The organism is Streptococcus infantis (assembly GCF_047463615.1).
GTDB lineage: Bacteria > Bacillota > Bacilli > Lactobacillales > Streptococcaceae > Streptococcus > Streptococcus infantis_X.
The window spans coordinates 63,117-86,165 of the sequence record NZ_JASHDO010000003.1; the positions used below are offsets into that span (position 1 = coordinate 63,117).

Here is a 23,049-nt window from a genome sequence, read left to right on the forward strand (position 1 = left end):
TTTCATGAAACTAAGAATTTTTGCGGAAGACAAGCCAGCTGAAAAAGTCTTCGAGTACCAATTGGAACTTGCTGATCAGACAATTCTTTTGTCGACAGCACTCTTGTCAGGTGTTATTGCTTTGTCAGGATTATTTTCTGCTTTGAAAGAAAAATAAAAATAGAAAAGAGAAAAGAAAATGGTTTTACCAAATTTTAAAGAAAATCTAGAAAAATATGCTAAGTTATTGGTTGCAAACGGTGTGAACGTGCAACCTGGTCATACTTTGGCTCTCTCTATCGATGTGGAGCAACGCGAGTTGGCTCATTTAATTGTCAAAGAAGCTTATGCACTTGGTGCACATGAAGTTATCGTTCAATGGGCAGATGACTTTGTAAACCGTGAGAAATTCCTTCACGCGCCGATGGAGCGTTTGGACAATGTGCCAGAATACAAGATCGCTGAGATGAACTACCTTCTTGAAAACAAAGCAAGTCGTCTCGGTGTTCGTTCTTCTGATCCAGGTGCCTTGAACGGAGTGGATGCTGAAAAGCTCTCAGCTTCTGCCAAAGCTATGGGAATTGCTATGAAGCCAATGCGTATCGCAACTCAATCTAACAAGGTTAGCTGGACTGTAGCAGCTGCTGCTGGACTCGAGTGGGCTAAGAAAGTCTTTCCAAATGCTACGAGTGACGAAGAAGCAGTAGATCTCCTTTGGGACCAAATCTTCAGGACTTGTCGCATCTACGAAGAAGATCCAGTTAAGGCTTGGGAAGAACATGCAGCTATCCTCAAGAGCAAGGCAGAGATGCTTAACAAGGAGCAATTCTCAGCTCTTCACTACACTGCTCCTGGAACAGATCTGACACTTGGCTTGCCGAAGAACCACGTTTGGGAATCTGCCGGAGCGATCAATGCCCAAGGCGAAGGTTTCTTGCCAAATATGCCAACAGAAGAGGTCTTTACAGCTCCTGACTTTCGTCGTGCAGATGGTTATGTCACTTCTACAAAACCTCTTAGCTACAATGGAAATATTATCGAAGGTATCAAAGTGACCTTTGAAAATGGTCAAATCGTTGATATCACAGCTGAAAAGGGTGATCAAGTAATGAAGGACCTCGTCTTTAAGAATGCTGGTGCGCGTGCCTTGGGTGAATGTGCCTTGGTACCAGATCCAAGCCCAATTTCACAGTCAGGTATTACCTTCTTTAACACCCTTTTCGATGAAAATGCTTCTAACCACTTGGCTATTGGTGCAGCCTATGCAACGAGCGTTGTTGGTGGAGCAGAGATGAGCGAAGAAGAACTGGAAGCTGCAGGACTTAATCGTTCAGATGTTCACGTTGACTTTATGATTGGTTCTAACCAAATGGATATCGATGGTATCCGTGAGAATGGGACACGCGTACCACTCTTCCGCAATGGAGATTGGGCAATTTAAGGAGAAACTATGATTGGAAGTATGTTTGTCGGTCTTTTGATCGGATTATTAGCAGGAGCTATCACCAATCGTGGAGAACGGATGGGATGCTTCGGGAAAATGTTCCTGGGTTGGATTGGTGCTTTCCTGGGTCAAATGCTTTTTGGAACTTGGGGGCCTATCTTAGCTGATACGGCTATTATCCCATCAGTTTTAGGAGCCATGATTTTATTAGCCATCTTTTGGAAAAAAGACAGCTAGTTTTAACTGCTAGAACAGATAAAGAGGTTGGAAATCTTCCAACCTCTTTTTTATGAGCTGCAAAAAGACTGATATGCGACTAGCTTGGCTTTCAGTGACTGGTTCTTTTTATATTGCGTCAAGTATGGTACAATAAAAACATGAGAATTCAACAATTACACTATATTATCAAAATCGTAGAAACTGGTTCGATGAATGAGGCTGCCAAGCAACTTTTCATTACGCAACCGAGTCTATCAAATGCAGTTCGTGACCTAGAAAATGAGATGGGAATTGAGATTTTTATCCGAAATCCCAAAGGAATCACCCTTACACGTGATGGGATGGAGTTTCTATCCTATGCCCGTCAGGTTGTCGAGCAAACGCAACTTCTAGAAGAACGTTATAAGAATCCAATCGCTCATCGCGAGCTTTTTAGTGTGTCTTCGCAACACTATGCCTTTGTGGTCAATGCTTTTGTTTCCTTGCTCAAGAAAAGCGATATGGAAAAGTACGAGCTTTTTTTGCGTGAGACGAGAACTTGGGAGATTATCGATGATGTCAAGAACTTCCGAAGTGAAGTGGGAGTTCTCTTTTTAAATAGCTATAACCGGGACGTTCTTTCAAAGATGTTAGATGACAACCATCTAGTTGCCCACCATCTCTTTACAGCCCAACCCCATATCTTTGTCAGCAAGACCAACCCTCTTGCTAAGAGAGACAAGGTGCAGTTGGCAGACCTAGAAGACTTCCCATACTTGAGCTATGATCAAGGTACCCATAATTCCTTCTATTTCTCAGAGGAGATTTTGTCTCAGGAACACCACAAGAAATCCATCGTTGTTAGTGACCGTGCGACCTTGTTCAATCTCTTGATCGGTTTGGACGGCTATACCATCGCGACTGGTATCCTCAATAGTAACCTCAATGGAGACAATATCGTTTCGATTCCACTTGATATTGATGATCCCATTGAACTGGTTTATATCCAGCATGAGAAAACTAGCTTGTCTAAGATGGGTGAACGTTTCATCGAGTACCTACTTGAAGAAGTTCGCTTTGATAAGTAATTTGAATAAATGAGAAGAGAAAAGAAGAATGACGACATTAAATACAAATGATTTTGATTTTCACTTACCAGAGGAATTGATTGCTCAGACTCCTTTGGAAAAGCGCGATGCCTCTAAACTCTTGATGGTCAATCGCCAGACTGGAGAATTTCAAGATCGCCACTTTCACTCTATTATCGAAATGCTAGAGCCAGGTGATGCCCTGGTTATGAATGATACCCGAGTTTTGCCAGCTCGACTTCATGGTCAAAAAGAAGAAACAGGGGGCCATGTTGAACTCTTGCTTTTGAAAAATACAGCAGGAGACGAATGGGAGGTCTTGGCTAAACCAGCTAAACGTCTCAAGGTCGGCACCCGTGTTATCTTTGGTGATGGTCGACTTAGCGCAGTTGTGACCGAGGAATTAACCCATGGCGGCCGTATTGTCCGTTTTGAATATGAGGGGATTTTCCTAGAAGTACTTGAAAGTCTTGGAGAAATGCCTTTGCCTCCTTATATTCATGAAAAATTGGATGACCGTGAACGTTACCAGACAGTCTATGCCAAGGAGAGTGGATCAGCAGCAGCCCCAACTGCAGGGCTACATTTTACCAAGGAATTACTGGAAGAAATCCAGCAAAAAGGTGTTCATCTAGTCTACCTGACCTTGCACGTTGGACTTGGGACCTTTAGACCTGTTTCAGTAGATAATTTGGATGAGCACGAGATGCACTCAGAGTTTTATCAATTGTCTGAGGAAGCTGCAGCGACCTTGCGTCAGGTCAAAGAAAATGGTGGCCGTGTCATTGCTGTGGGGACTACCTCTATCCGTACGCTAGAGACTATCGGAAGCAAGTTTGACGGCCAAATCCAGGCCGACTCTGGCTGGACCAATATCTTTATCAAGCCAGGCTATGACTGGAAGGTGGTGGATGCTTTTTCTACTAATTTCCATTTGCCGAAGTCTACCTTGGTCATGCTTGTCTCAGCTTTTGCAGGCCGTGACTTGGTCCTCAAAGCCTACCAACATGCTATCGATGAAAAATATCGTTTCTTTAGCTTTGGCGATGCCATGTTTATCTACTAAAAAACGAGCAAATCAAAACTAGAAATAAAAGGGCTAATTCCTACTTGGATTAGCCTTTTTTCGATATATGATAGCTATTGAATTAAAAGCAAATAAATGATACACTGAAGACTACGATACAGCCGTCAAATATATGCAAAATCTGACAAGCTACTTTTATCTGTGTCTATTTCAAAGGAGATTTTTATGAAAAACAAAACATTGCGCTATACGAGCCTATCAGTCCTGACCTTGTTGGCTGCCTTGACCTTGGTTGCCTGTGGTGGAAAGAATGACAAGAATACGTCATCTTCAAACCAAAAGGAGACAACAAGTAAGGTGACTACAGAGTCCGCAAGTAAAACTGAAGCAGGCCAAAAAGAGGAGCAGAAGTCAGAGACAAATAGTGCGACAGAAGCTACAACCACTCAAGCAGAACAAAAGGAAGATAAGCAAAAATCACAAGAAGCTTACGCTAAGTTTGTAGGGACTTGGGAGAATTATGCTGGAACAACTGCTACAGTCACAGCGGATGGAATCGTGACCATTCAAAGCTCAAAAGGCACCTTTAAATATGAGATGGACAAAGTAGAGGAGAAGGACGGTTACTATTTGACAGGAATTCATCTTGTTGGTGGTGGAGAAGGAGCACGCCTTATCTTTACCCCAGCAGGCGTAGCAAATGAATTAACTGGTACGGATGGTAGCCAAGACGTCTTGGCAATCGGCCAATCACCAAGCGACAAAGATAGTCATTTTTACCGTAATTAAGAATACCAGTAAGAAGTAAGGGTGTAGAAACGCTCTTACTTTTTTAATAGTTTTCGAAGCATAAAATTTTAAGCATTCAAATTTACATGACGTTTAAGTTGGATAATGAACAAGTCCACTTTAAAGTGAAAGATAATAAGGATAATATCAAAAAAGCCCTGTTTTTAGGGCTTTCTTTACTTGCTAATATAAGAAATCAATTCCGTAGTTTTCTTTTAGATAGGTCGCCAACTCGGCTTTTTCTTCCTCTCTAAATCGACAGAGGCTAAGGGCGAGACGCAATATCAGAACACTTGTATCGATGATGACGTTTGACTTAGAAATATCTTCTAGCTGGGTCACCTCTCTCAGGTCAAAATCTAAATAGCAAGCCTTGCTGTTGATATGGTCAGGGTCACTGACATCCACTTCAACATACGATGCTCGCAACAATTCTTCTTTAGGGATGAAGAATTCCTTGGAAAAGAAGAGCCCGGGATAGACATAAATGCCTTCAAAGGTGAATTCAAAGGAGAGCCTGCGACTAGTCAGTCTTTTGATGCCTGCAATCGTTGAATAGATAGCAGCGAAAAAGAGGATGGTTGGGACTACAGTAAGAAGACTAAGCTGGGAAAAGTCGATCAATCCATGCGCGAGAAAAAAGAAAAATTGAAAGAATATACCTACCGCAAAAACTAGATAGCCGACACCGACAAATTTTGAATAATAGATTTTCATAGAAACCTCCAGATATAGAATTGAACTCTCCAACGCTTTTTCAGTAGAAGTCGTAAAGATCATGCAGAGTTAAAATTTTAGGTATTCCCATCATATCCTATGGAGCGAAGTTCTGTCAACCTTTTAGCAAGATGTGGCTCTTAGCTATCTTATGACCTAGCAAGTTGGTTTATGGTATACTAGGATAATAAAATTCCAAAATTTGAAGACTTGTTTTCATAAATAGAAAGAGGTCAATATGTTTTTTCTCGGACGCCGTCGTGTCTTTATCGGCGAATGCAATGGTCAGGCTGTTTATTATGACCAAAAGACAGGAGAGGCTTTAGCTGCTCCAAAGAGTAAGTTGCTCAATACTGAAAAAGCTGGTGAAACGAATTCTTTTATTCCTGAATTGGTAATTCTCTTACTAGTAGGTGGACCTGCAATTTCGGGCTTCTTTTCCCTCAAGTTTATTGGTGTCTATAACTGGTTCAGTCTAGCCTGTATTCTTCTATTTTGGTTGATGCAGTTTTCCTTGTTGGTTGCTATACTTGAACGAGCACTTTATAAAAATGTTCGAAAGGCCCAGCCAACGACAGAGAAAGTCTTTTTCTTTGCAGCATCTCATAATTTGTTTGTAAAAAACCAGTTTGATCCTAGACAACTGTCTGCTTTACCTTATCGATTTGCCCGCTTTGTAGTAAATATAGTGTCTATCTATTACTTTTTGTATTTCTTGATTCTTCCTCTAAAATTTGGCCAACCGATTGGTGATGAAGGCTATGGTTTGTGGTTTGCTGGCTTGTTATTCTTTTCAGTATTTCTTTTGTATAACCAAAACAATCCAGTTCGCTTTGTGAAGATTATGAGATTATACAGCCAAGGAAAAGTACGATTTAAGGAAGAAGTGGAACATTGAGAAACTATCTTGGGATTCTGCTAAATATCTAGAGAAAATCTTTTAGAAAAACAAAAAAGCCTTGTAAATCAAGGCTTTTTCCTGTTGTTTAGATGCCCCCTGCAGGCTCTTTGAAAGAAACTTAGAAAAATCTAAAATGAAATTATTTCAAAATGGGGTAAAAGCAAAATTTCCCTCCCTACTTTCTCAATTATTCCTAATTTTAGTTCCAAAAAGCTTCAATTCATAATCTAATTATAATATGGGTAATGGGTACTATCTTATTACATTCAGATTTTTGTTCTATTCAAAGAGTTATGTAGGCTTTATGGTTTTAAATAGGTAAAAAGTTGAACTATAGGGAATATTGTGTCATAATAGGTAATAGATGAATAATTAATAGATTGGAAATAATGCTTTCTTACCTTAACAAGTTGAATTGGTTATACATTTTTTCGTCGCAATTGTGTCTATCTCTCGAGTTTAGCTAGTTTTTATAAGCTCTGATTTCGACTCAATAAAACAAATTTCAGAAGTGCAAAAGACAAGATGGTGACATTGCTACAGTCAGTCGCCATGTCTTGCTGGCACAGGCTGTTTGTGCCGTCAGCTATTTACCAGTCAATTTGATCAAAGGGCTTAATTATTATTTTTGAAAGGTCTTTTATGGAAAAAATTCTTTCTTTAGGTCTGACAGGTAAGAAATTACTTGTTCAGGGTTTCTTGTTTGTTCTGCTAGGTCTTATCTTGATGGTCACGGGAACTTGGTTGCCAGTGACGGTTATTCGACTGGTTCTGTTTTTAGCTTGGATAGCAACGGTCTTAGATTTAGTATTACGTATTTTCAAAAAAAGTCAGTCAACGGACACCTTGGGAGTTGCACTGGTTAAATTGTTAGTGATGGGATATTTGCTAGGCTCGAATCTTGCTACTGATGTGCCAATTTATATTTTGGCTCTTGTGATTGGAATTTCTCAGATTTTTCATGCTAGTATCAACCTTGTCACCTATGTTCTCTACCGCAAAAACAAAATTCGACCTCGTTTTCGTTTCTTACTAGATGGTCTCGTACTAGTTTTTCTTGGTGGGACTAGTCTTTTGTCCTCTACGGGAAATTCTGTCTTTCAACTCTTTGTTTTAGGGGCTTATTTTTGCCTTTATGGTGTGTCCAATATCCGTGACGGTTTCTTATTTGAAAAGGAAATTGGGAAAAACCATCTCAAACGTCGTGTCAGAATGAGCTTACCTATTGCCCTAGCCGCTCTCATCCCTGCAAGTACTTTAGCAAAAATCAATAAATTCATGCAGGAAAATGCTGATGAGGAAGAGGAAATCTATCTTGGAATGGTGAAGTTTGGTAAGACAGCAGATCTTGAAATTTTCGTTCATACAGCGGAGACTTCTCTATTTTCAGCTATTGGTCATGTGGACCTTTGTTATCAAGGACGTGTGATTTCTTATGGAAACTATGATCCGTCATCTGAGACCTTATTTGGTATGGTTGGAGATGGTGTTTTATATTTTTGCGACCGTGATAAGTACATTGACTTATGTAAACGGGAGAGTCAAAAAACGCTATTTGGTTACGGAATAGATTTGACACCGGAAATGGAAGAAGCGGTTCAGGAAAAATTAGCTGAATTAAAACAACTAACGATTCCTTGGGAGCCAAGCGCAGATAAAATTAAAACGGAAGATGGTAAGGAAGACTACACCTACGCTTATAAAATCAGACATGAGACGGATGGGGAACTTTATAAATTTATCAAATCTAAGTTTAAATCCTACTTTGTCTTATCTACAAACTGTGTGCTCTTGGCTGATACCATAGTCGGTCAGGCTGGCACCGATATCCTCTCACCCAAAGGATTTATCGCTCCAGGAACTTACCAAGCCTACCTTAATCGAGAGTTTGAAAAACCAAATAGTATAGTCGTATCTAAACATGTTTATTAAGGAGAATTTATGAACTTAGTAAAAAAATACACCCCGTTAATACTTTTTATAGGGCTGGTTGCTCTTGTAATTCTGAATGCATCGAGCTTTATATCAGGAGCAATCTTCTCTCTTTGATGTAATATCAACCTTGATTTATGGTGCTGTTATTGCTTTTGTGCTCAATGTTCCCATGAAAAAAATTGAACAGTACTTAGTTAAATTGAAGGTAAAGGCAGAGTTGCGTCGTCCGATTGCCATGGTACTTGTTTTCCTAGCTCTTATCTTAATCGTGATTGCTCTTTTGGTTTTGGTGCTGCCAACCCTAGCCCAGACTATTAGTCAGCTGGGAACAGTCCTTTCAACAGTCCTTACTCAACTTGGGAAATTGCTAGGCAGCTCGGAATTTGTAACCAAAGACATGTTGTCAACTATCGTATCAGGAATTCAGGGACAGTCTAGCTCTATTAGCCAAGCTTTGATAGGTTTTTTATCAGGTCTGACTAGTAATATCGGCAATATTTTTTCAAGTTTGATGAATGCCTTTTTGATTATAGTCTTCACCTTTTTATTTTTATCCAGTAAGGAACATTTGGCAGCGATGACGAGTCGACTTCTAAAAGTTTTTCTTCCAGAGAAGGTGGTGATAAAGTTGACTTACATTGGACAAGTAGCACTAGAGACTTATGACCAATTTTTGATGAGTCAGCTGATTGAAGCAGTTATCATAGGAGTTATGATAGCGGTTGGTTACAGCGTGTTTGGGATACCCTATGGAGTAATGACAGGTATCTTTGCAGGAGTGCTATCGTTCATTCCTTATGTAGGGCCTATGATTGCTTGTGTTGTGGGAGCGATTTTTATCTTCACAGTGAGTCCTACTCAAGCCTTACTTTCTCTTCTTCTATATCAAGTTATACAGCTGATTGAAGGAAACCTTATTTATCCTAGAGTTGTAGGTCAGTCTATTGGTTTGCCAGCCCTTTTCACGCTTGCGGCTGCTAGTATTGGAGGCAATCTCTTTGGCTTACTTGGGATGATATTCTTTACACCCATATTTGCTGTTATCTATCGATTGGTTAAAGAATTTGTCGTTGCAAAGGAAAATCAGGTAGATTGAGAAAGACTGAATTTAATAAGATATACTAAGAAGAGAGTGAAAGATTCTCTTCTCTTTTATTTCTAAATGACTTGCTCTTGTTCTGTTGCGAAAATTTATGAATTCATAATAGCCCATTTTAATCTCTATGCGGATTGGCCATGTAATATGGGCACAAATTAGTATAGTTTAGTTAATTATAGACTAGCTCTGTACTGTAAAAAACAGTTGGTCTTATCAAATATTGCTAGCAATTGATTGAGAATAAATGATAAGTTTGATAAGGTTGGAAAACCTTTATAATGATTTGCTACAAAAAGTTATTTGACATCAAAAAAGCCTTGAAATCAAGGCTTTTTCCTGTTGTTTAGATGCCCCCTGCATGAATTTGTAAGAACTTTTCATATTGAAAATAAACAAAAGTGTTGAAATATAGCTGATTTTAGGGAAATACTTTTAGGTGTTTTCAATGTCAGGATTTAAAAATGGGGCAAAAGTGGGGCAAAAACGAATGACTCACATTTGGTTTGAAAACCTATAATACCTAATGATTATGCCATACTAGATATATAGTGTTGTTATAAATAAATGTCAGTGCGAGTTCAAATCGGAGGATAAAATGGAAAAACAAATTAATGAAAAAAAAGCCTTGGTTCCCAAAGCTTTTTAATGTTATAAACTCATTAAAATATCCCCCAGTTAGATTTGGAATATTTTTTATTCTGTGTCATATAAAAATAAATAAAATGAATGGTTATAGCTAGAGCTAAAATGGTTGTTATACTCACTACTATTATAGGATTAGAAGCAAAGATTAAAGAGAGAATCAAGGCAGCCAGATAGAGTGTCGCTTGGACACAGTAGTAACTTTTCGAATAGCGAAGATAGTGTTTGTTATGGGGCCCATTTACTAGGACAGCAGCTTGAAAGAGGCCAAATCCGATATAAGAGAAGCTGGTTGCAAAGAGACGATTAGCTTCAGGATTCAGAAGAAAACTCATCGATACAGTCATCATCATAAGCCCAATGAAAATAGGATAGTGACTGTAAATTAGAAATAGCCCCTTTTGATTAGATTTTTCATCAATAGCATGGTCGAATTGACCAAAATAAAACAAGAACAGAGAAATCATAATAATGAAATAAAGAACCGAATAAATCGAGAAATTCTCGATTGTAAAGAAGTTAGCTAGCTCCGTAATCATCTCTCCAAACATAATAATGACAAGAAGGGAGATGCGCTCGATTAAATGGGGGAGATTTACCTGGTAAAGCTTATCTTTATTAAGCAAGATACTTGGCATAATAAATGTTAGCAGAATACTAGCAAATAAGACAGAGACTCCAACGTAAATAGGAAGAAGAGCTGCTAAATAGACTCCTAAACTTCCTAGACCTGTTATCCATAGAAAACCTTTGATACTTTCCCGATGAACATCATCGGTTGATTTTCTAAAAAATTCAACCAAATATTGAAAAAATAAGGTAAGGGTTAATGTACCAATAGCCCAACAGAGATAATGAAAATATTGTTGCCAATCAGGTCCAATCATATTGGCTATAAAGAGTAAAATTCCCATTTTGATAAACATGATTACTATGTTAAATAAAGAGTTCTTTCCATAGCGATTGGTATAATCGGTTTGAATCATCCAGGAATCGATGAGAAGCAAAGAAGCAATGAAAAAATCAAGGAAAGAATTCCAAGTCAAAATACCGTTATGAAGATGGTCGATTAAAGTAGTTACTTTTGAAATTGCAAAAACAAAAACTAGGTCATAAAAAAGTTCTGAAAATTCTACACGTTTATGTTTAATAAGAGTTGTCATCTTAAGTCCTTTCTATTCTAGAAGTACAATTTATTATAACAGAAAATGGTAATGAGAGAAAAGGATATGCTTAAATAACTTTATGTGGCGCGAATTGTCAAAACCTTGACTTCTTTTGTCATTTACTTGAAAAAGCAACCCTGACGAGTTGATTAAAATCCTATTAAAAATTAACTTTGTCAGGATCATCCTGAGTTTTGATGCCTTGAATCTTATCCAAGACCGCCATATCTTCCTCTGATAAGTCGAAGCCGAAGATATCCAAGTTAGCTTTTATATTTTTAGGTGTCACAGACTTAGGTAGTGGCAAGAAACCTTTTTGAAGGCTCCAACGCAGAGCAACTTGTGCCACAGATTTACCGTTACGTTCAGCCACTGCTTCAACATCTTCATTTCCAAAAATACCACCTGTACCTAGTGGACTATAGGCTTCAAGAAGGATATCGCGCTCTTGGCAATAGGCAACTAAGTCTTTTTGGTCACAACCTGGAGCCAAGAGGATTTGATTGACATGTGGCACAATTTCAGCTGTTTCAAGAAGAGCTTCTAGGTGATGTTGCATAAAGTTAGACACACCGATAGCACGCACCTTACCTTCTTTGTAGGCTTCTTCCATTGCCTTCCAAGCGCCTGCATTACCAGACTTCCAAGCATCATTCTCACGAAGCGCCTTTGGATTAGGCCAATGGATAAGCAAAAGATCCAAATAATCCACACCAAGTCTTTCGAGAGACTCATCGATAGAAGTCTTAGCCAACTCGTAATCGTGCTTATCATTCCAAAGTTTGGTAGTTAGGAAAATATCCTCACGTGCCAAATCACTATCAGCAATCGCCTTACCTACAGAAACCTCGTTACCGTAAATTTGTGCGGTATCAATATGTGTGTAACCCGCCTTAAGTGCGAAGCTAACGCTGTTATAGGCTTCTTCGCCTTCAGCAATTTGCCAAGTTCCAAAACCAATTTTAGGAATAGCAACCCCATTTGCAAGTGTATATGTTTCCATGATTTTCACCTTTTCTTTTTTTAATAGTACTATCTTAAATAAGATAAGGCAAAAATGCAAAGATTTGCTACGGCTATTATTATGAATAGTTCCTTACTTCTTTTTCCGATGTTCGTAACAGCCTTTGGAGATATTATTACTTGGGAAGAGAATGAATTTGTTGGTATTGTAAAATAAAATCTTCAAGACTGCGACATTATTATCAAGAGCCTGAAATATATTCTTCAGTATTTAGATAACTCATATGTGACTGATAACTTTGAACTGGATTTATATAGACAGTCTGTGTTAAAACATGGTCCCTTGTCTTATAACCAATGACTAGCATTAGGAGGCTTTAAAGATATGGAACATATGGATAAGGTAAAAACCTTGGAGCACATTTACCTCATGTACCAACTCACAGGCGGAGTAATGGATGATTGATAATAAGTAACCACCATGAGGTGTTTTTTTCTATTAAATCGAGGTGTTAGATAAATGAGAGTGGGACAGAAATCGGTAATTCGTTAGAATTCGATTTCGTCGTCCCACCTCCGCACAGTTGAGTAGGGCTGTAAAAGCTGATGAAATCAGCGTAGTAGAGCCCACTCAACCACTGCGTCTTGCTCTACAATCCAAAGACAATTGAGAGGCTAGGACTTTTGTCCCAGACTCTATTTTGTAAATATAAACTTTTTGGTACAAAATTTGGTATAAAAAACAAAATGACAAGCAAAAAAGCCTTAATTTTAAGGCTTTTTCCTGTTGATTTAGATGCCCCCTGCAGGGCTCGAACCTGCGACCCATAGATTAAGAGTCTACTGCTCTACCAACTGAGCTAAGGAGGCAAATAAAAAGCTGTATTGGTGCCGAAACTTCACGGTTTGTATTGAACCCGCGCAATTAAGCAGGTGGGCAACTCGCTCTAACTGAAGCTGTTTCCGTGTGAGACGGCCTACATGCTGTTAGAAGACTTTTGTTTCCCTAATAATACAAAAAATAGTCGGTCAACACTTAAGTGTGAGGTCGTACACCACAGCGTTTCTATGTTTATATAATACCACTTTTTCAAAAAAAATCAAGGGGTAAATGTAATTATTTGGAAAGGATTTCACAAATTTCGTAATTTATCAATAGTTTCCTTGCGCTGAGCTAGGGCTCGTTCGTATTTTCCAGTATCTTCTGGTGAGAAATAGCTATGGTCGCGAATTTTTTCTGGCAAATAATCTTGCTTGACCCAGTGGCCAGGATAGCTATGAGGATAGAGGTAGTTTTGAGCATTGCCTAGCTCCTTGCTACCGCTATAGTGACCATCTCGCAGGTGTCTTGGAATTGGTAAGTGACCAGACGTTTTAAGGTCGGCCAGAGCCTTATCCATAGCCACATAGGCTGTGTTGGACTTTGGCGAGAGTGCCAAATCAATGACGACATTGGCAATGAGGATACGAGCTTCTGGGAATCCAATTCTCTGTGCAGCATCCAAAGCAGTTACGGTATGGAGCTGGGCATCGGGATTAGCCAAGCCGATATCTTCATAAGCAATCACCGTCAAACGGCGTGCCAGGCTAGGAAGGTCACCAGCTTCAATCAAGCGGGCAGCGTAGTGGAGACTGGCATCCACATCAGAGCCACGGATGGATTTCTGGAGAGCAGATAGAACATCATAGTGTCCGTCTCCATCCTTGTCCATAGTGATGTAGCTTCTCTGAAGACTATTTTCCATGATGTCAAGCGTGATATGGCGGACACCGTCATCATTTTCTGGGGTGGAGAGAACTGCCAAATCAAGCGAATTGAAGGCAGAACGGAGGTCTCCATTGGTAGATGTTGCGATAAAATCAAGGGCATCATTATCTAACTCAACAGGGAAATCAAAGCCACGTTCAGGATCAGTCAGGGCGATTTGAATGGCTTCTTTGACATCTTGGTTAGACAGAGGTTCTAGTTCAAAAATCTGAACACGACTGCGGATGGCTGGAGTGACAGAAAAGAAAGGATTTTCAGTTGTCGCCCCAATCATGATAACCAATCCACTTTCCAAGAGAGGAAGGAGGAAGTCTTGCTTAGTCTTGTCGAGACGGTGGATTTCGTCTAGTAGCAATACAAGCCCTCCTGAGAATTTAGCTTCCTCGGCGATTTCTTGGAGACGTTTTTTGCTATCAACTGTCGCATTAAAGGTCCGAAAGGCATACTTTGTCGTTCCAGCGATGGCCGAAGCGATACTGGTTTTTCCGATGCCTGGAGGTCCATAGAGAATCATGGATGATAGGCGATTGGCCTCCACCATGCGACGGATGATTTTACCTGGGCCCACCAGATGCTCCTGACCGATGACCTGATCGATGGTTTTTGGGCGCATACGAAGTGCGAGATTGTCTGGCATAGCAGTCCTTTCTAACATGGATTTTCTGATACTAATGTGGTAATATGGTAGTATCTATTTTAGCATATTTCCGAGTATTCGGGGCGATTTAAGAGTCGTATAGAAAGAGGACAAAATGGCAACATACGGATTTTTAGATGTTTTACAAGAAGAGTTGGACAAAAACTTTCCTTTTGATTATGAGATTAGTTGGGATAAGCGCAATCATGCGGTAGAAGTGAGCTTTTTACTAGAAGCACAAAATCCTGCAGGAGTGGAGATGCTGGATGAGGATGGAGAGGTGTCGTCAGACGATATCCTTTTTGAAGAAGCGGTGCTTTTTTACAACCCTGCCAAGTCAACTGTTAATGAAGAAGACTATCTCACGGTCATCCCTTACCTACCGAAGAAAGGTTTTTCTCGTGAATTTTTAGCTTATTTTGCGCTATTCCTTAAAGATACTGCAGAGGTTGGACTAGATGCCCTCATGGACTTTTTGGAAGACCCAGAAGCAGAAGAATTCGTCATGGAATGGAACCAAGAAGTCTTTGAAGAAGGGAAAGCAGGCTTGGAAGAGGGAGAATTTTATCCTTATCCGAGATATTAGAAAATATTCTAAGTGGACATTTTTAAATAATGAATTCAAGGAGAAGGGGGAGACTATGCTAGAAAAAGTCAAACAGTTTTTCAGGAGAAGGTCAGCTAAAACTGAGCCGTCAGTTGATATTCTTTCCCGCAATCGCTTTGCGGATCTAGATTTCGAGAGAGTATTGAAGTCAGGAACTCGTCGCCTTGTTAATGAGGAAGGACGCTATGCTGAGGATGGGAAAATCACAGAACTTGAATTTCCTGAAGATTTTGCGGAATTTGAATTTCTAGTTGGTTTTAAGACGGAAGAGGAAGAGCAGTTTCAGCAACTATTAGCTCGTTTAAATAGTATTGATAATGCCATTCAGTCCCATTTGGAAAGCGAGTTGCAACAACCCATCCCTCAGTATGCTAAGGATCTAGGCTATACTCAGAAGAGGTGGGAGAAAACCTTTTACTTCCATCCTTGGATATTAAGTTTTGAGGAAAACTCGCCTAATCTTCGCTATGTTGCAGATTATGTAAATGATGAGTTTACGGTTTATTTTGCTAAAAAACATGGTAGATGGCAGGCGTACTGGGATGCAGAGTGCCAAAAAGTAATCGAAGAAAGCTAGCTCGTATTTTCCTAGAGAGTAATTGTTATCATAGAAAAGAGTAAATATCATGGAATTATTAGATAGCAGAATGGATTTCCAAGGTTGCAAGATTGCCTTGATTTGTGGGGATAAGGTCTTGACTATCTTACGTGATGACAAGGACGATATCCCTTGTCCCAACATGTGGGAGTTGCCAGGTGGTGGTCGTGAAGGAAACGAAAGCCCTTTCGAGTGCGCAGCGCGTGAAGTTTATGAGGAATTGGGAATTCATTTAGATGAAGACTGTCTGCTTTGGAGCAAGATTTATCCTAGCGTAATCTTTAAAGACAAGCAATCGGTCTTTATGGTTGGTCAGCTAAGACAAGAACAATTTGACAATATTACCTTTGGGAATGAAGGACAGGCCTATAAACTGATGCCTATTGAGGAGTTTTTGAAGTCTAAACAGGCAGTGCCTCAGCTACAGGGGAGATTGAGGGATTATTTGGAGGAAGGTTTATGATAACACTTGTTCGAGCGGGAGCAGAGGATTTAGAAACTATTATTGCAATTCAGAGAGCCAGCTTTAAGGCTGTCTATGACAAATACCAAGATGAATACGATCCTTACCTGGAGGACCGCGAACGAATCAAGTGGAAACTGGCAGAACGTCCTAATAGCTATTACTACTTTGTGAAAAAAGATGAAGAAAAGATTGGTTTTTTACGAGTTCAGACCAATGAAGAGTTGACAGAAGCTTGGTTGGGAACAGTAGCTATTTTGCCCCAGTATCAAGGGAAAGGATATGGATCTAAAGGTTTAAGTTTGCTGGAAAAAGAATTTACAACCATCACACAGTGGGATTTGTGTACGGTATTACAGGATAAAGGTATGGTTGCTTTCTATGAGAAGAATGGCTACCATCAAACCCATATTGAGCCTGAAAAAGAAGGCATGGATATGGTATACATGAAAAAATGGATAGAGAAATAGAAAGGATAGTTCAGTTAAATTTCTAAACTGAACTCGCCCTAAACACTGTGCCAAAAAGATAAACTTTTCTTAGACACAAGCGTCTTCAGAGAGTTTCCTATTTTGGCTTTGTGTTTTACGGGCTTGGTATCTTAATGATGGAAACATGGCAAGAGTTAAAGATTACAGTAAAGCGTGAGGGAGAGGAGTTGGTTTCCAACCTCTTGATTGAGCTGGGGGCGCAAGGGGTCGCGATCGAAGACAGCATGGACTATGTGGGGAATGTCGATCGATTCGGTGAGATTTTACCAGAGGTTGAGCAACAAGAAGAAATCGTGGTGACGGCCTACTACCCGGAAACGGTTGATGTAGCAGCGGTTGAAGCGGATTTGCAGACTCGCTTAGCAGAATTGACAGATTTTATAGATCTGGGCGAAGTCAAGATTGGCACGACTGCCTTAGCTGAGGAAGATTGGGCCGACAATTGGAAGAAATACTATGAACCAGCTCGCATTACTCATGACTTGACCATCGTGCCATCATGGACAGACTATGATGCGACTACTGGAGAAAAGATTATCAAGCTAGATCCAGGCATGGCTTTTGGTACTGGGACGCATCCAACTACTAAGATGAGCCTCTTTGCCTTGGAGCTGGTCCTTCGTGGTGGCGAAACGGTGCTGGATGTGGGGACAGGTTCAGGGGTTCTCTCCATTGCCAGCTCGCTTCTTGGTGCCAAGGAGATTTTTGCCTATGATCTCGATGATGTGGCGGTTCGCGTCGCTCAGGAAAATATTGAGCTCAATCCTGGTATGGAAAATATCCATGTGGCGCCAGGTGATTTGCTTAAGGGTGTGGAGATTGAAGCAGATGTTATCGTGGCTAATATCTTGGCGGATATCCTCATTCATCTGACAGACGATGCTTATCGTTTGGTCAAGGATGAAGGCTACCTGATCATGAGTGGGATTATCAAGGACAAGTGGGACATGGTGCGCGAGTCGGCTGAGTCAGCTGGATTTTTCCTTGAAACTCACATGATTCAAGGAGAATGGAATGCCTGTGTCTTTAAGAAAACCAAGGATATTTCAGGTGTGATTGGAGGCTAGCATGCAGCAGTATTTTGTTAAAGGCAGTGCAATCTCTCCTGTCACCATTGAGGACAAGGAAACCAGCAAGCACATGTTTCAGGTCATGCGCCTGAAAGAAGATGACGAGGTGACCTTAGTCTTTGATGATGGTATCAAGCGCTTGGCGCGTGTGCTAAATGTGGAAGCTCGTCAGTTTGAGTTGGTTCAAGAATTGGCTAACAATGTTGAACTGCCAGTCCAGGTGACTATCGCATCAGGATTTCCCAAGGGAGACAAGCTGGAGTTCATCACTCAAAAAGTGACGGAACTGGGTGCCAGTCAGATTTGGGCCTTTCCTGCCGACTGGTCAGTTGCCAAGTGGGATGGTAAGAAATTGGGCAAAAAAATTGAAAAACTGGAAAAAATCGCCCTTGGAGCAGCCGAGCAAAGCAAGCGTAACTTCGTTTCAAGCATCAAGCTGTTTGAGAAAAAAGCAGACTTTCTAGCCCAGCTGGATCAGTTTGACCGCATCGTGGTGGCCTATGAAGAGTCAGCAAAAGAAGGAGAAGTCGCTGCGCTCTTGCAAGCAGTCACTGGTCTTGAAAAAGGAGCCAAAATGCTCTTTATCTTTGGCCCAGAAGGCGGTCTCTCACCAGCAGAAATTGAAAGTTTTGAAGCTAAAGGAGCAGTCTTGGCAGGGCTTGGCCCTCGTATTTTACGAGCAGAAACAGCACCGCTTTATGCCTTATCAGCCATCAGTGTATTACTAGAATTAGAGAAATAAGAGGAAGAAGATGGAACAAAAACACCGTTCAGAATTTCCTGAAAAGGAACTTTGGGACTTAACAGCCCTATATCAAGACCGTGAGGATTTCTTACGTGCGATAGAGAAGGCGCGTGAAGACATCAATCAATTTAGTCGTGACTACAAGGGCAATCTTCACACTTTTGAAGATTTCGAGAAGGCCTTTGCGGAATTGGAACAAATCTACATTCAGATGAGCCATATTGGCAACTATGGTTTTATGCCTCAGACGACGGACTATAGCAATGAAGATTTTGCCAATATCGCCCAAGCTGGGATGGACTTTGAGACAGATGCCAGCGTAGCCTTGACTTTCTTTGATGACGCCTTGGTAGAAGCAGACGAGGAAGTCTTGGACCGATTGGGTGAGTTGCCACATTTGACAGCAGCTATTCGTCAGGCCAAAATCAAAAAAGCCCACTATCTTGGGGCTGATGTGGAGAAGGCCTTGACCAATCTGGGTGAAGTTTTCTACAGTCCACAGGATATTTACACCAAGATGCGAGCTGGGGATTTCGAAATGGCTGACTTTGCAGCCCATGGAAAAACCTACAAAAATAGCTTTGTGACCTATGAAAATTTCTACCAAAATCACGAGAACGCTGAGGTTCGTGAGAAATCATTCCGTTCCTTCTCAGATGGACTACGTAAGCACCAAAATACTGCAGCGGCAGCTTATCTAGCCCAAGTCAAGTCTGAAAAACTCTTGGCGGATATGAAGGGATACGACTCAGTCTTTGACTATCTTCTAGCTGAGCAAGAAGTAGATCGTGCTATGTTTGATCGTCAGATTGATCTCATCATGAAGGACTTTGCGCCAGTTGCTCAGCGATATCTCAAGCATGTTGCCAAGGTGAATGGTCTTGAGAAAATGACCTTTGCTGATTGGAAATTGGATTTGGACAGTGCTCTTAATCCAGAGGTTAGCATTGATGATGCCTACGATTTGGTCATGAAGTCTGTCGCACCGTTGGGGCAAGAATACTGTCAAGAAATCGCTCGTTATCAGGAAGAACGCTGGGTGGACTTTGCTGCCAATAGTGGCAAGGATTCTGGTGGCTATGCAGCTGATCCATACCGTGTGCATCCTTATGTTCTCATGAGCTGGACAGGTCGTTTGAGCGATGTTTATACCTTGATTCATGAAATCGGGCATTCTGGTCAATTTATCTTTTCAGACAATCACCAAAGCTATTTTAACGCCCACATGTCGACCTACTATGTCGAAGCACCATCAACCTTTAATGAATTACTTTTAAGTGATTACTTGGAACACCAATCTGACGATCCGCGTCAAAAACGCTTCGCTCTTGCTCACCGCTTGACAGATACCTACTTCCATAACTTTATTACCCACCTCTTGGAAGCAGCCTTCCAACGTAAGGTTTATACACTGATTGAAGAAGGGGAAACCTTTGGAGCAAGCAAACTCAACAGCATTATGAAGGAAGTTTTGACAGATTTCTGGGGAGATGCTATTGAAATTGACGACGATGCGGCACTCACTTGGATGCGCCAAGCTCACTACTACATGGGCTTGTATAGTTATACTTACTCTGCCGGTCTTGTAATTTCAACTGCGGGTTACCTCCATCTGAAACATTCGGAAACTGGAGCTGAAGATTGGCTCAATCTCCTCAAATCAGGGGGTAGTAAGACACCGCTTGAGTCAGCTATGATTATCGGTGCTGATATTTCAACAGACAAACCACTTCGTGATACCATCCAGTTCTTGTCTGACACAGTTGACCAGATTATCGCCTATAGTGCCCAGTTGGGAGAATAAAATCATAAAAGTGCAATAATAGAATTATATTGTTGAGATTTTAGAATGACATTTATTTTTGGTGGTGATTAAAAAAATATTGAAGCAGGAATAGTATTGGTATTCTCTGTACTTTTATTTATACTATATAATAAGATTGCCCTAAAAATAGCTGAAGTCTGTACTCCTAAATACTCTCCTGAGAAGGAGTGATGTAGAGAGTACAGATGAAGAGTTACTCATTTTATTTTGAAATATAAGTAAATATGTTAAAATTAATAATGTAAACGTTTTTTAAAGAAAGGTTAATTTTATGAAAAAGGAACAAGTGCTGATTGGTTTGGGAGTTGCAACTGCAATAGTAACTGCTTTTAATGGTCATGTCCAAGCAGATGAGGTTACAAATAAACAATCGACTAAAACTACTGTCAGTCAATCAGAGACCAAAAAGGATGTTGAAGTTTCAGAATCAGATGTAAAAAATGCAGAAGTAAAACTGAATCAAACAATTGAGGAAGAAAAGAATGCTCAGAAGATTGTTGATAAAACGCAACAAGAGTATGCATCTGCTGTAACAAATAAGAACAAAGCAGATGACGCTTTGAAACAAGCTCAAGAATTTGCTAAGCAAGCTACACCTGAGAAAATTAGAAATGCAGAAAAGGATCTTGCCGCAAAACAAGTAACTGTCAAGAAAGCTGAAGAAAATTTGGCTGGAGCAAAAAAAGGTGAGAAACAAGCTCAGACAAGTGTTGAGAACCAACAAACAGTTGTTAATAAGGCAAAAACTCAGGTTGATCAAAGAGCAGTAGACGTAAAAAAGGCACAAGACAAAGTAAGAGTAGCAGAGAATTCTTTTGATTGGAATACATTACGTGATATTCAGCAAGCAACTGGGAAATTGGATGCGAAGGTGAAAGCTGACCAAGCTAAAGTGAGTTCTTTAACTAGTGAGTTCTCAAAAGCACAACAAGAAAGAAAAGCACTTGTAGAAAGAGGAAATAAGAACCGTTCTACTCTTGAAAAAAATTTAAAATCGGCTGGTTCTGAATATCTGACAGTTACGGTTCCTCACGAGATTCAATCAAATTCTGTTAGCGAGAGTGATTCCAAGACTCCTCCACTTGATGAAAAAACTTTCGTGGGAAGTGATGGGAAGACATATTATGTTGCTGCAAACGAAGATGTGAATTTTAGCGGAGAAAGAACAGAAACTATCGTAGTTTCATCTAAAGATTATGTCAACGTTCCTCATGTTGTCGATTATAAAAAAGTTTCTGAAGAAGTTCGTAAATATTTAATTGAATTGCGTAGAATCAATGGTATTGATATTCCAGTGCCAGCTGTGACTGATAAAGCCCTGAGATATGCAAAAGCGAGAGCAAATGAAATGGTGGCAAATAATAAATTGTCACATGATACAAAATTGAAAAATCAAGATTTTGGTTTTAAGGACGCAACAGAAAATGCTACAGCTGGTTCGGTTCCAGAAAAGAGTGTATTAAGTGAAAAAGAACTTGCTTATAAAGCGGTCCTATCTTACTTTAATGATTATAGAAATGCCTCGTTATATGGCTCATCAGATCCAAAAGAAGCGCATAGACGTAACTATGGTCATAGAATTCCCTTGCTAGCAGCTTCTGGGACAGGGATGGCTGTCGGAGCATCCTCTAGCGAAAAAACAAGCTATGGCAATTATGGAGTGTTAACATTTATTAGTGAAAATAAAGATGTTTATGGAATACTTCCTTCTGGAGCTAAAGGGTATAGTAGTTATTTTTTAGCAAAAGCGGAAAATAAAGATAGTAATCCAGATTATAGCGAATTTTACTTTAATGGGAAACGAGTAAAATTCTTACCTAAAATAACCTTCCGTTATGTTTGGAATGAAATCACACATCCTAAAAATCCAGCCTATACTAAAGCTAAAGATGCTTTGGACAATTTTAATCGAAAACAAAGAAATGAAGAGGCCGTAGTAAATGAAAAAATATCGTCTCTCAGCAAGAATCTGACCATTGCTAAAACTAATTTGAATAAAGATCAAAAAGAGCTGGGTAAAACGAAGAAACATCTTACAGATTTAACTAAACAAAATGAAGCTAAGTTAAACGTTTTGAAATCAGCACAAGAAGCATTGAGTAAACAACAAACTTTGCTGAGTGCTGCTAAAACTGAGTTTTCGAAACAAGAGACTGAACTAAATCGATTGAAAGGAGTCAAAAACGATAAAATAAAATTCGTTAAGACTGCTGAACAATCACTTAAAAATGCTAAAAAAGAGTTGGATACAGCACATCAATATGTTACAAATCTCAAAAATGCTCCGAAAAATCTCCAGGATGCTAAAAAACAATTGATTAGAGCTAAACAAAAGGTTGAGGAATCTAAAAAAGCACTCGATAATGCCAATGTTAAATTAAAACTTGCTAATGCTAAAAAAGAGGCTGCTAAAAAGGAATATACGAAAGTATCTAAAGCATATAAACAATATTTATTGTTAAAACAAAAAGCGGCTTCAAAAGGAAGTTGGATTCAATCCTCTGGTCGTTGGTGGTACAGACACAACAATGGTTCCTATACAACTAATGGTTGGGAACTAATCGACAGTACATGGTATTATTTTGACAGTTCAGGATGGATGCAAACAGGCTGGGTAAAAACAGGCGGTTCATGGTATTATCTTAATTCTTCAGGTGCAATGAAAACAGGCTGGGTAAAAACAGGTGGATTATGGTATTACCTCAATTCTTCGGGAGCAATGCAAACAGGTTGGTTTAGTGTCTCAGGAAAATGGTACTATGCATATGGTTCAGGTGCCTTAGCAATCAGTACAACTACACCAGATGGCTATAAAGTGAATTATAACGGGGAATGGATCAGATAGACAAATTAAAAGTTATATAATGTTACTTAGTATGTATTATTTAAGGTATTTG

20 protein-coding genes, 1 tRNA gene and 2 pseudogenes are annotated in these 23,049 nt (G+C 39.9%); 18 read left to right on the plus strand and 5 right to left on the minus strand.

Features of this window, described 5'->3' with window-relative positions:
- Positions 1–4 precede the first annotated feature (4 nt).
- From QM874_RS04515 to QM874_RS04540, 6 genes are all read left to right on the plus strand, one after another.
- Positions 5–157, plus strand: a complete 153-nt coding sequence (locus QM874_RS04515) for a hypothetical protein (protein ID WP_414316379.1) — start codon at positions 5–7, stop codon at positions 155–157.
- Positions 158–178: 21 nt separating this feature from the next.
- On the plus strand, positions 179–1,420 hold the full coding sequence (locus QM874_RS04520) for an aminopeptidase (RefSeq protein WP_414316380.1): 1,242 nt from the start codon (positions 179–181) through the stop codon (positions 1,418–1,420).
- 9 nt (positions 1,421–1,429) lie between these two features.
- Positions 1,430–1,660, plus strand: coding sequence for a GlsB/YeaQ/YmgE family stress response membrane protein (locus tag QM874_RS04525; RefSeq protein WP_006154630.1), 231 nt, complete (start codon positions 1,430–1,432; stop codon positions 1,658–1,660).
- A 140-nt stretch (positions 1,661–1,800) separates the two neighbouring features.
- The gene (locus QM874_RS04530) at positions 1,801–2,709 is read left to right on the plus strand and encodes a LysR family transcriptional regulator (protein WP_004250738.1); all 909 of its coding nucleotides are present in this window, start codon (positions 1,801–1,803) and stop codon (positions 2,707–2,709) included.
- 28 nt (positions 2,710–2,737) lie between these two features.
- A complete protein-coding gene (gene queA / locus QM874_RS04535) occupies positions 2,738–3,775 on the plus strand; it encodes a tRNA preQ1(34) S-adenosylmethionine ribosyltransferase-isomerase QueA (protein WP_414316381.1) in 1,038 nt (345 codons plus the stop codon).
- A gap of 186 nt (positions 3,776–3,961) precedes the next feature.
- Positions 3,962–4,525, plus strand: a complete 564-nt coding sequence (locus QM874_RS04540) for an ABC transporter substrate-binding protein (protein ID WP_414316382.1) — start codon at positions 3,962–3,964, stop codon at positions 4,523–4,525.
- 183 nt (positions 4,526–4,708) lie between these two features.
- On the opposite strand, the gene QM874_RS04545 is transcribed toward QM874_RS04540, so the two are convergent.
- Positions 4,709–5,242 (minus strand): hypothetical protein, encoded by a 534-nt coding sequence (locus QM874_RS04545; RefSeq protein ID WP_414316383.1) that lies wholly within the window; start codon positions 5,240–5,242, stop codon positions 4,709–4,711.
- Between the two features lie 238 nt (positions 5,243–5,480).
- Here QM874_RS04545 and QM874_RS04550 point away from each other — a divergent pair, with 238 nt between their 5' ends.
- From QM874_RS04550 to QM874_RS04560, 3 genes and pseudogenes are all read left to right on the plus strand, one after another.
- Positions 5,481–6,140: a hypothetical protein gene (locus tag QM874_RS04550; protein ID WP_004250746.1), complete on the plus strand. Its 660-nt coding sequence runs from the start codon at positions 5,481–5,483 to the stop codon at positions 6,138–6,140.
- Positions 6,141–6,785: 645 nt separating this feature from the next.
- A complete protein-coding gene (locus tag QM874_RS04555; RefSeq protein WP_075229763.1) occupies positions 6,786–8,075 on the plus strand; it encodes a hypothetical protein in 1,290 nt (429 codons plus the stop codon).
- Positions 8,076–8,084: 9 nt separating this feature from the next.
- A pseudogene (locus QM874_RS04560) lies at positions 8,085–9,174 on the plus strand (AI-2E family transporter).
- Between the two features lie 662 nt (positions 9,175–9,836).
- On the opposite strand, the gene QM874_RS04565 reads toward QM874_RS04560, so the two are convergent.
- Complete coding sequence (locus QM874_RS04565; protein ID WP_414316384.1) at positions 9,837–10,982, minus strand: low temperature requirement protein A; 1,146 nt, start codon at positions 10,980–10,982, stop codon at positions 9,837–9,839.
- Positions 10,983–11,145: 163 nt separating this feature from the next.
- Positions 11,146–11,988 carry an aldo/keto reductase gene (locus QM874_RS04570; protein ID WP_006152895.1) on the minus strand — a complete coding sequence of 281 codons (843 nt, stop codon included), beginning with the start codon at positions 11,986–11,988 and terminating at the stop codon, positions 11,146–11,148.
- Positions 11,989–12,090: 102 nt separating this feature from the next.
- Here QM874_RS04570 and QM874_RS04575 point away from each other — a divergent pair.
- Positions 12,091–12,414: pseudogene (locus QM874_RS04575) on the plus strand (hypothetical protein); the annotation flags it as partial.
- 331 nt (positions 12,415–12,745) lie between these two features.
- Here the strand turns inward: QM874_RS04575 and QM874_RS04580 are convergent.
- Positions 12,746–12,818 (minus strand) — tRNA-Lys (locus QM874_RS04580).
- A 263-nt stretch (positions 12,819–13,081) separates the two neighbouring features.
- Entirely contained in the window at positions 13,082–14,353 is a 1,272-nt protein-coding gene (locus QM874_RS04585; RefSeq protein ID WP_414316385.1) for a replication-associated recombination protein A, read from the minus strand.
- Positions 14,354–14,468: 115 nt separating this feature from the next.
- Here QM874_RS04585 and QM874_RS04590 point away from each other — a divergent pair, with 115 nt between their 5' ends.
- The 8 genes from QM874_RS04590 to QM874_RS04625 all read left to right on the plus strand — a co-directional run bounded on the left by QM874_RS04590 (position 14,469) and on the right by QM874_RS04625 (position 22,997).
- Positions 14,469–14,939: a DUF3013 family protein gene (locus QM874_RS04590; RefSeq protein ID WP_414259732.1), complete on the plus strand. Its 471-nt coding sequence runs from the start codon at positions 14,469–14,471 to the stop codon at positions 14,937–14,939.
- A 55-nt stretch (positions 14,940–14,994) separates the two neighbouring features.
- The gene (locus tag QM874_RS04595; protein ID WP_414316386.1) at positions 14,995–15,537 is read left to right on the plus strand and encodes a hypothetical protein; all 543 of its coding nucleotides are present in this window, start codon (positions 14,995–14,997) and stop codon (positions 15,535–15,537) included.
- Between the two features lie 49 nt (positions 15,538–15,586).
- Entirely contained in the window at positions 15,587–16,021 is a 435-nt protein-coding gene (locus QM874_RS04600; RefSeq protein ID WP_031574864.1) for an NUDIX hydrolase, read from the plus strand.
- Complete coding sequence (locus QM874_RS04605; RefSeq protein WP_414316387.1) at positions 16,018–16,491, plus strand: GNAT family N-acetyltransferase; 474 nt, start codon at positions 16,018–16,020, stop codon at positions 16,489–16,491. Before QM874_RS04600 ends, QM874_RS04605 begins: the two co-directional genes overlap by 4 nt.
- A gap of 137 nt (positions 16,492–16,628) precedes the next feature.
- Entirely contained in the window at positions 16,629–17,579 is a 951-nt protein-coding gene (gene prmA, locus QM874_RS04610; RefSeq protein ID WP_414316454.1) for a 50S ribosomal protein L11 methyltransferase, read from the plus strand.
- A gap of 1 nt (position 17,580) precedes the next feature.
- Positions 17,581–18,324 (plus strand): 16S rRNA (uracil(1498)-N(3))-methyltransferase, encoded by a 744-nt coding sequence (locus QM874_RS04615; protein WP_414316388.1) that lies wholly within the window; start codon positions 17,581–17,583, stop codon positions 18,322–18,324.
- Between the two features lie 10 nt (positions 18,325–18,334).
- Positions 18,335–20,131, plus strand: a complete 1,797-nt coding sequence (gene pepF / locus QM874_RS04620) for an oligoendopeptidase F (RefSeq protein ID WP_414316389.1) — start codon at positions 18,335–18,337, stop codon at positions 20,129–20,131.
- 292 nt (positions 20,132–20,423) lie between these two features.
- Positions 20,424–22,997, plus strand: coding sequence for a hypothetical protein (locus QM874_RS04625; RefSeq protein ID WP_414316390.1), 2,574 nt, complete (start codon positions 20,424–20,426; stop codon positions 22,995–22,997).
- Positions 22,998–23,049 lie beyond the last annotated feature (52 nt).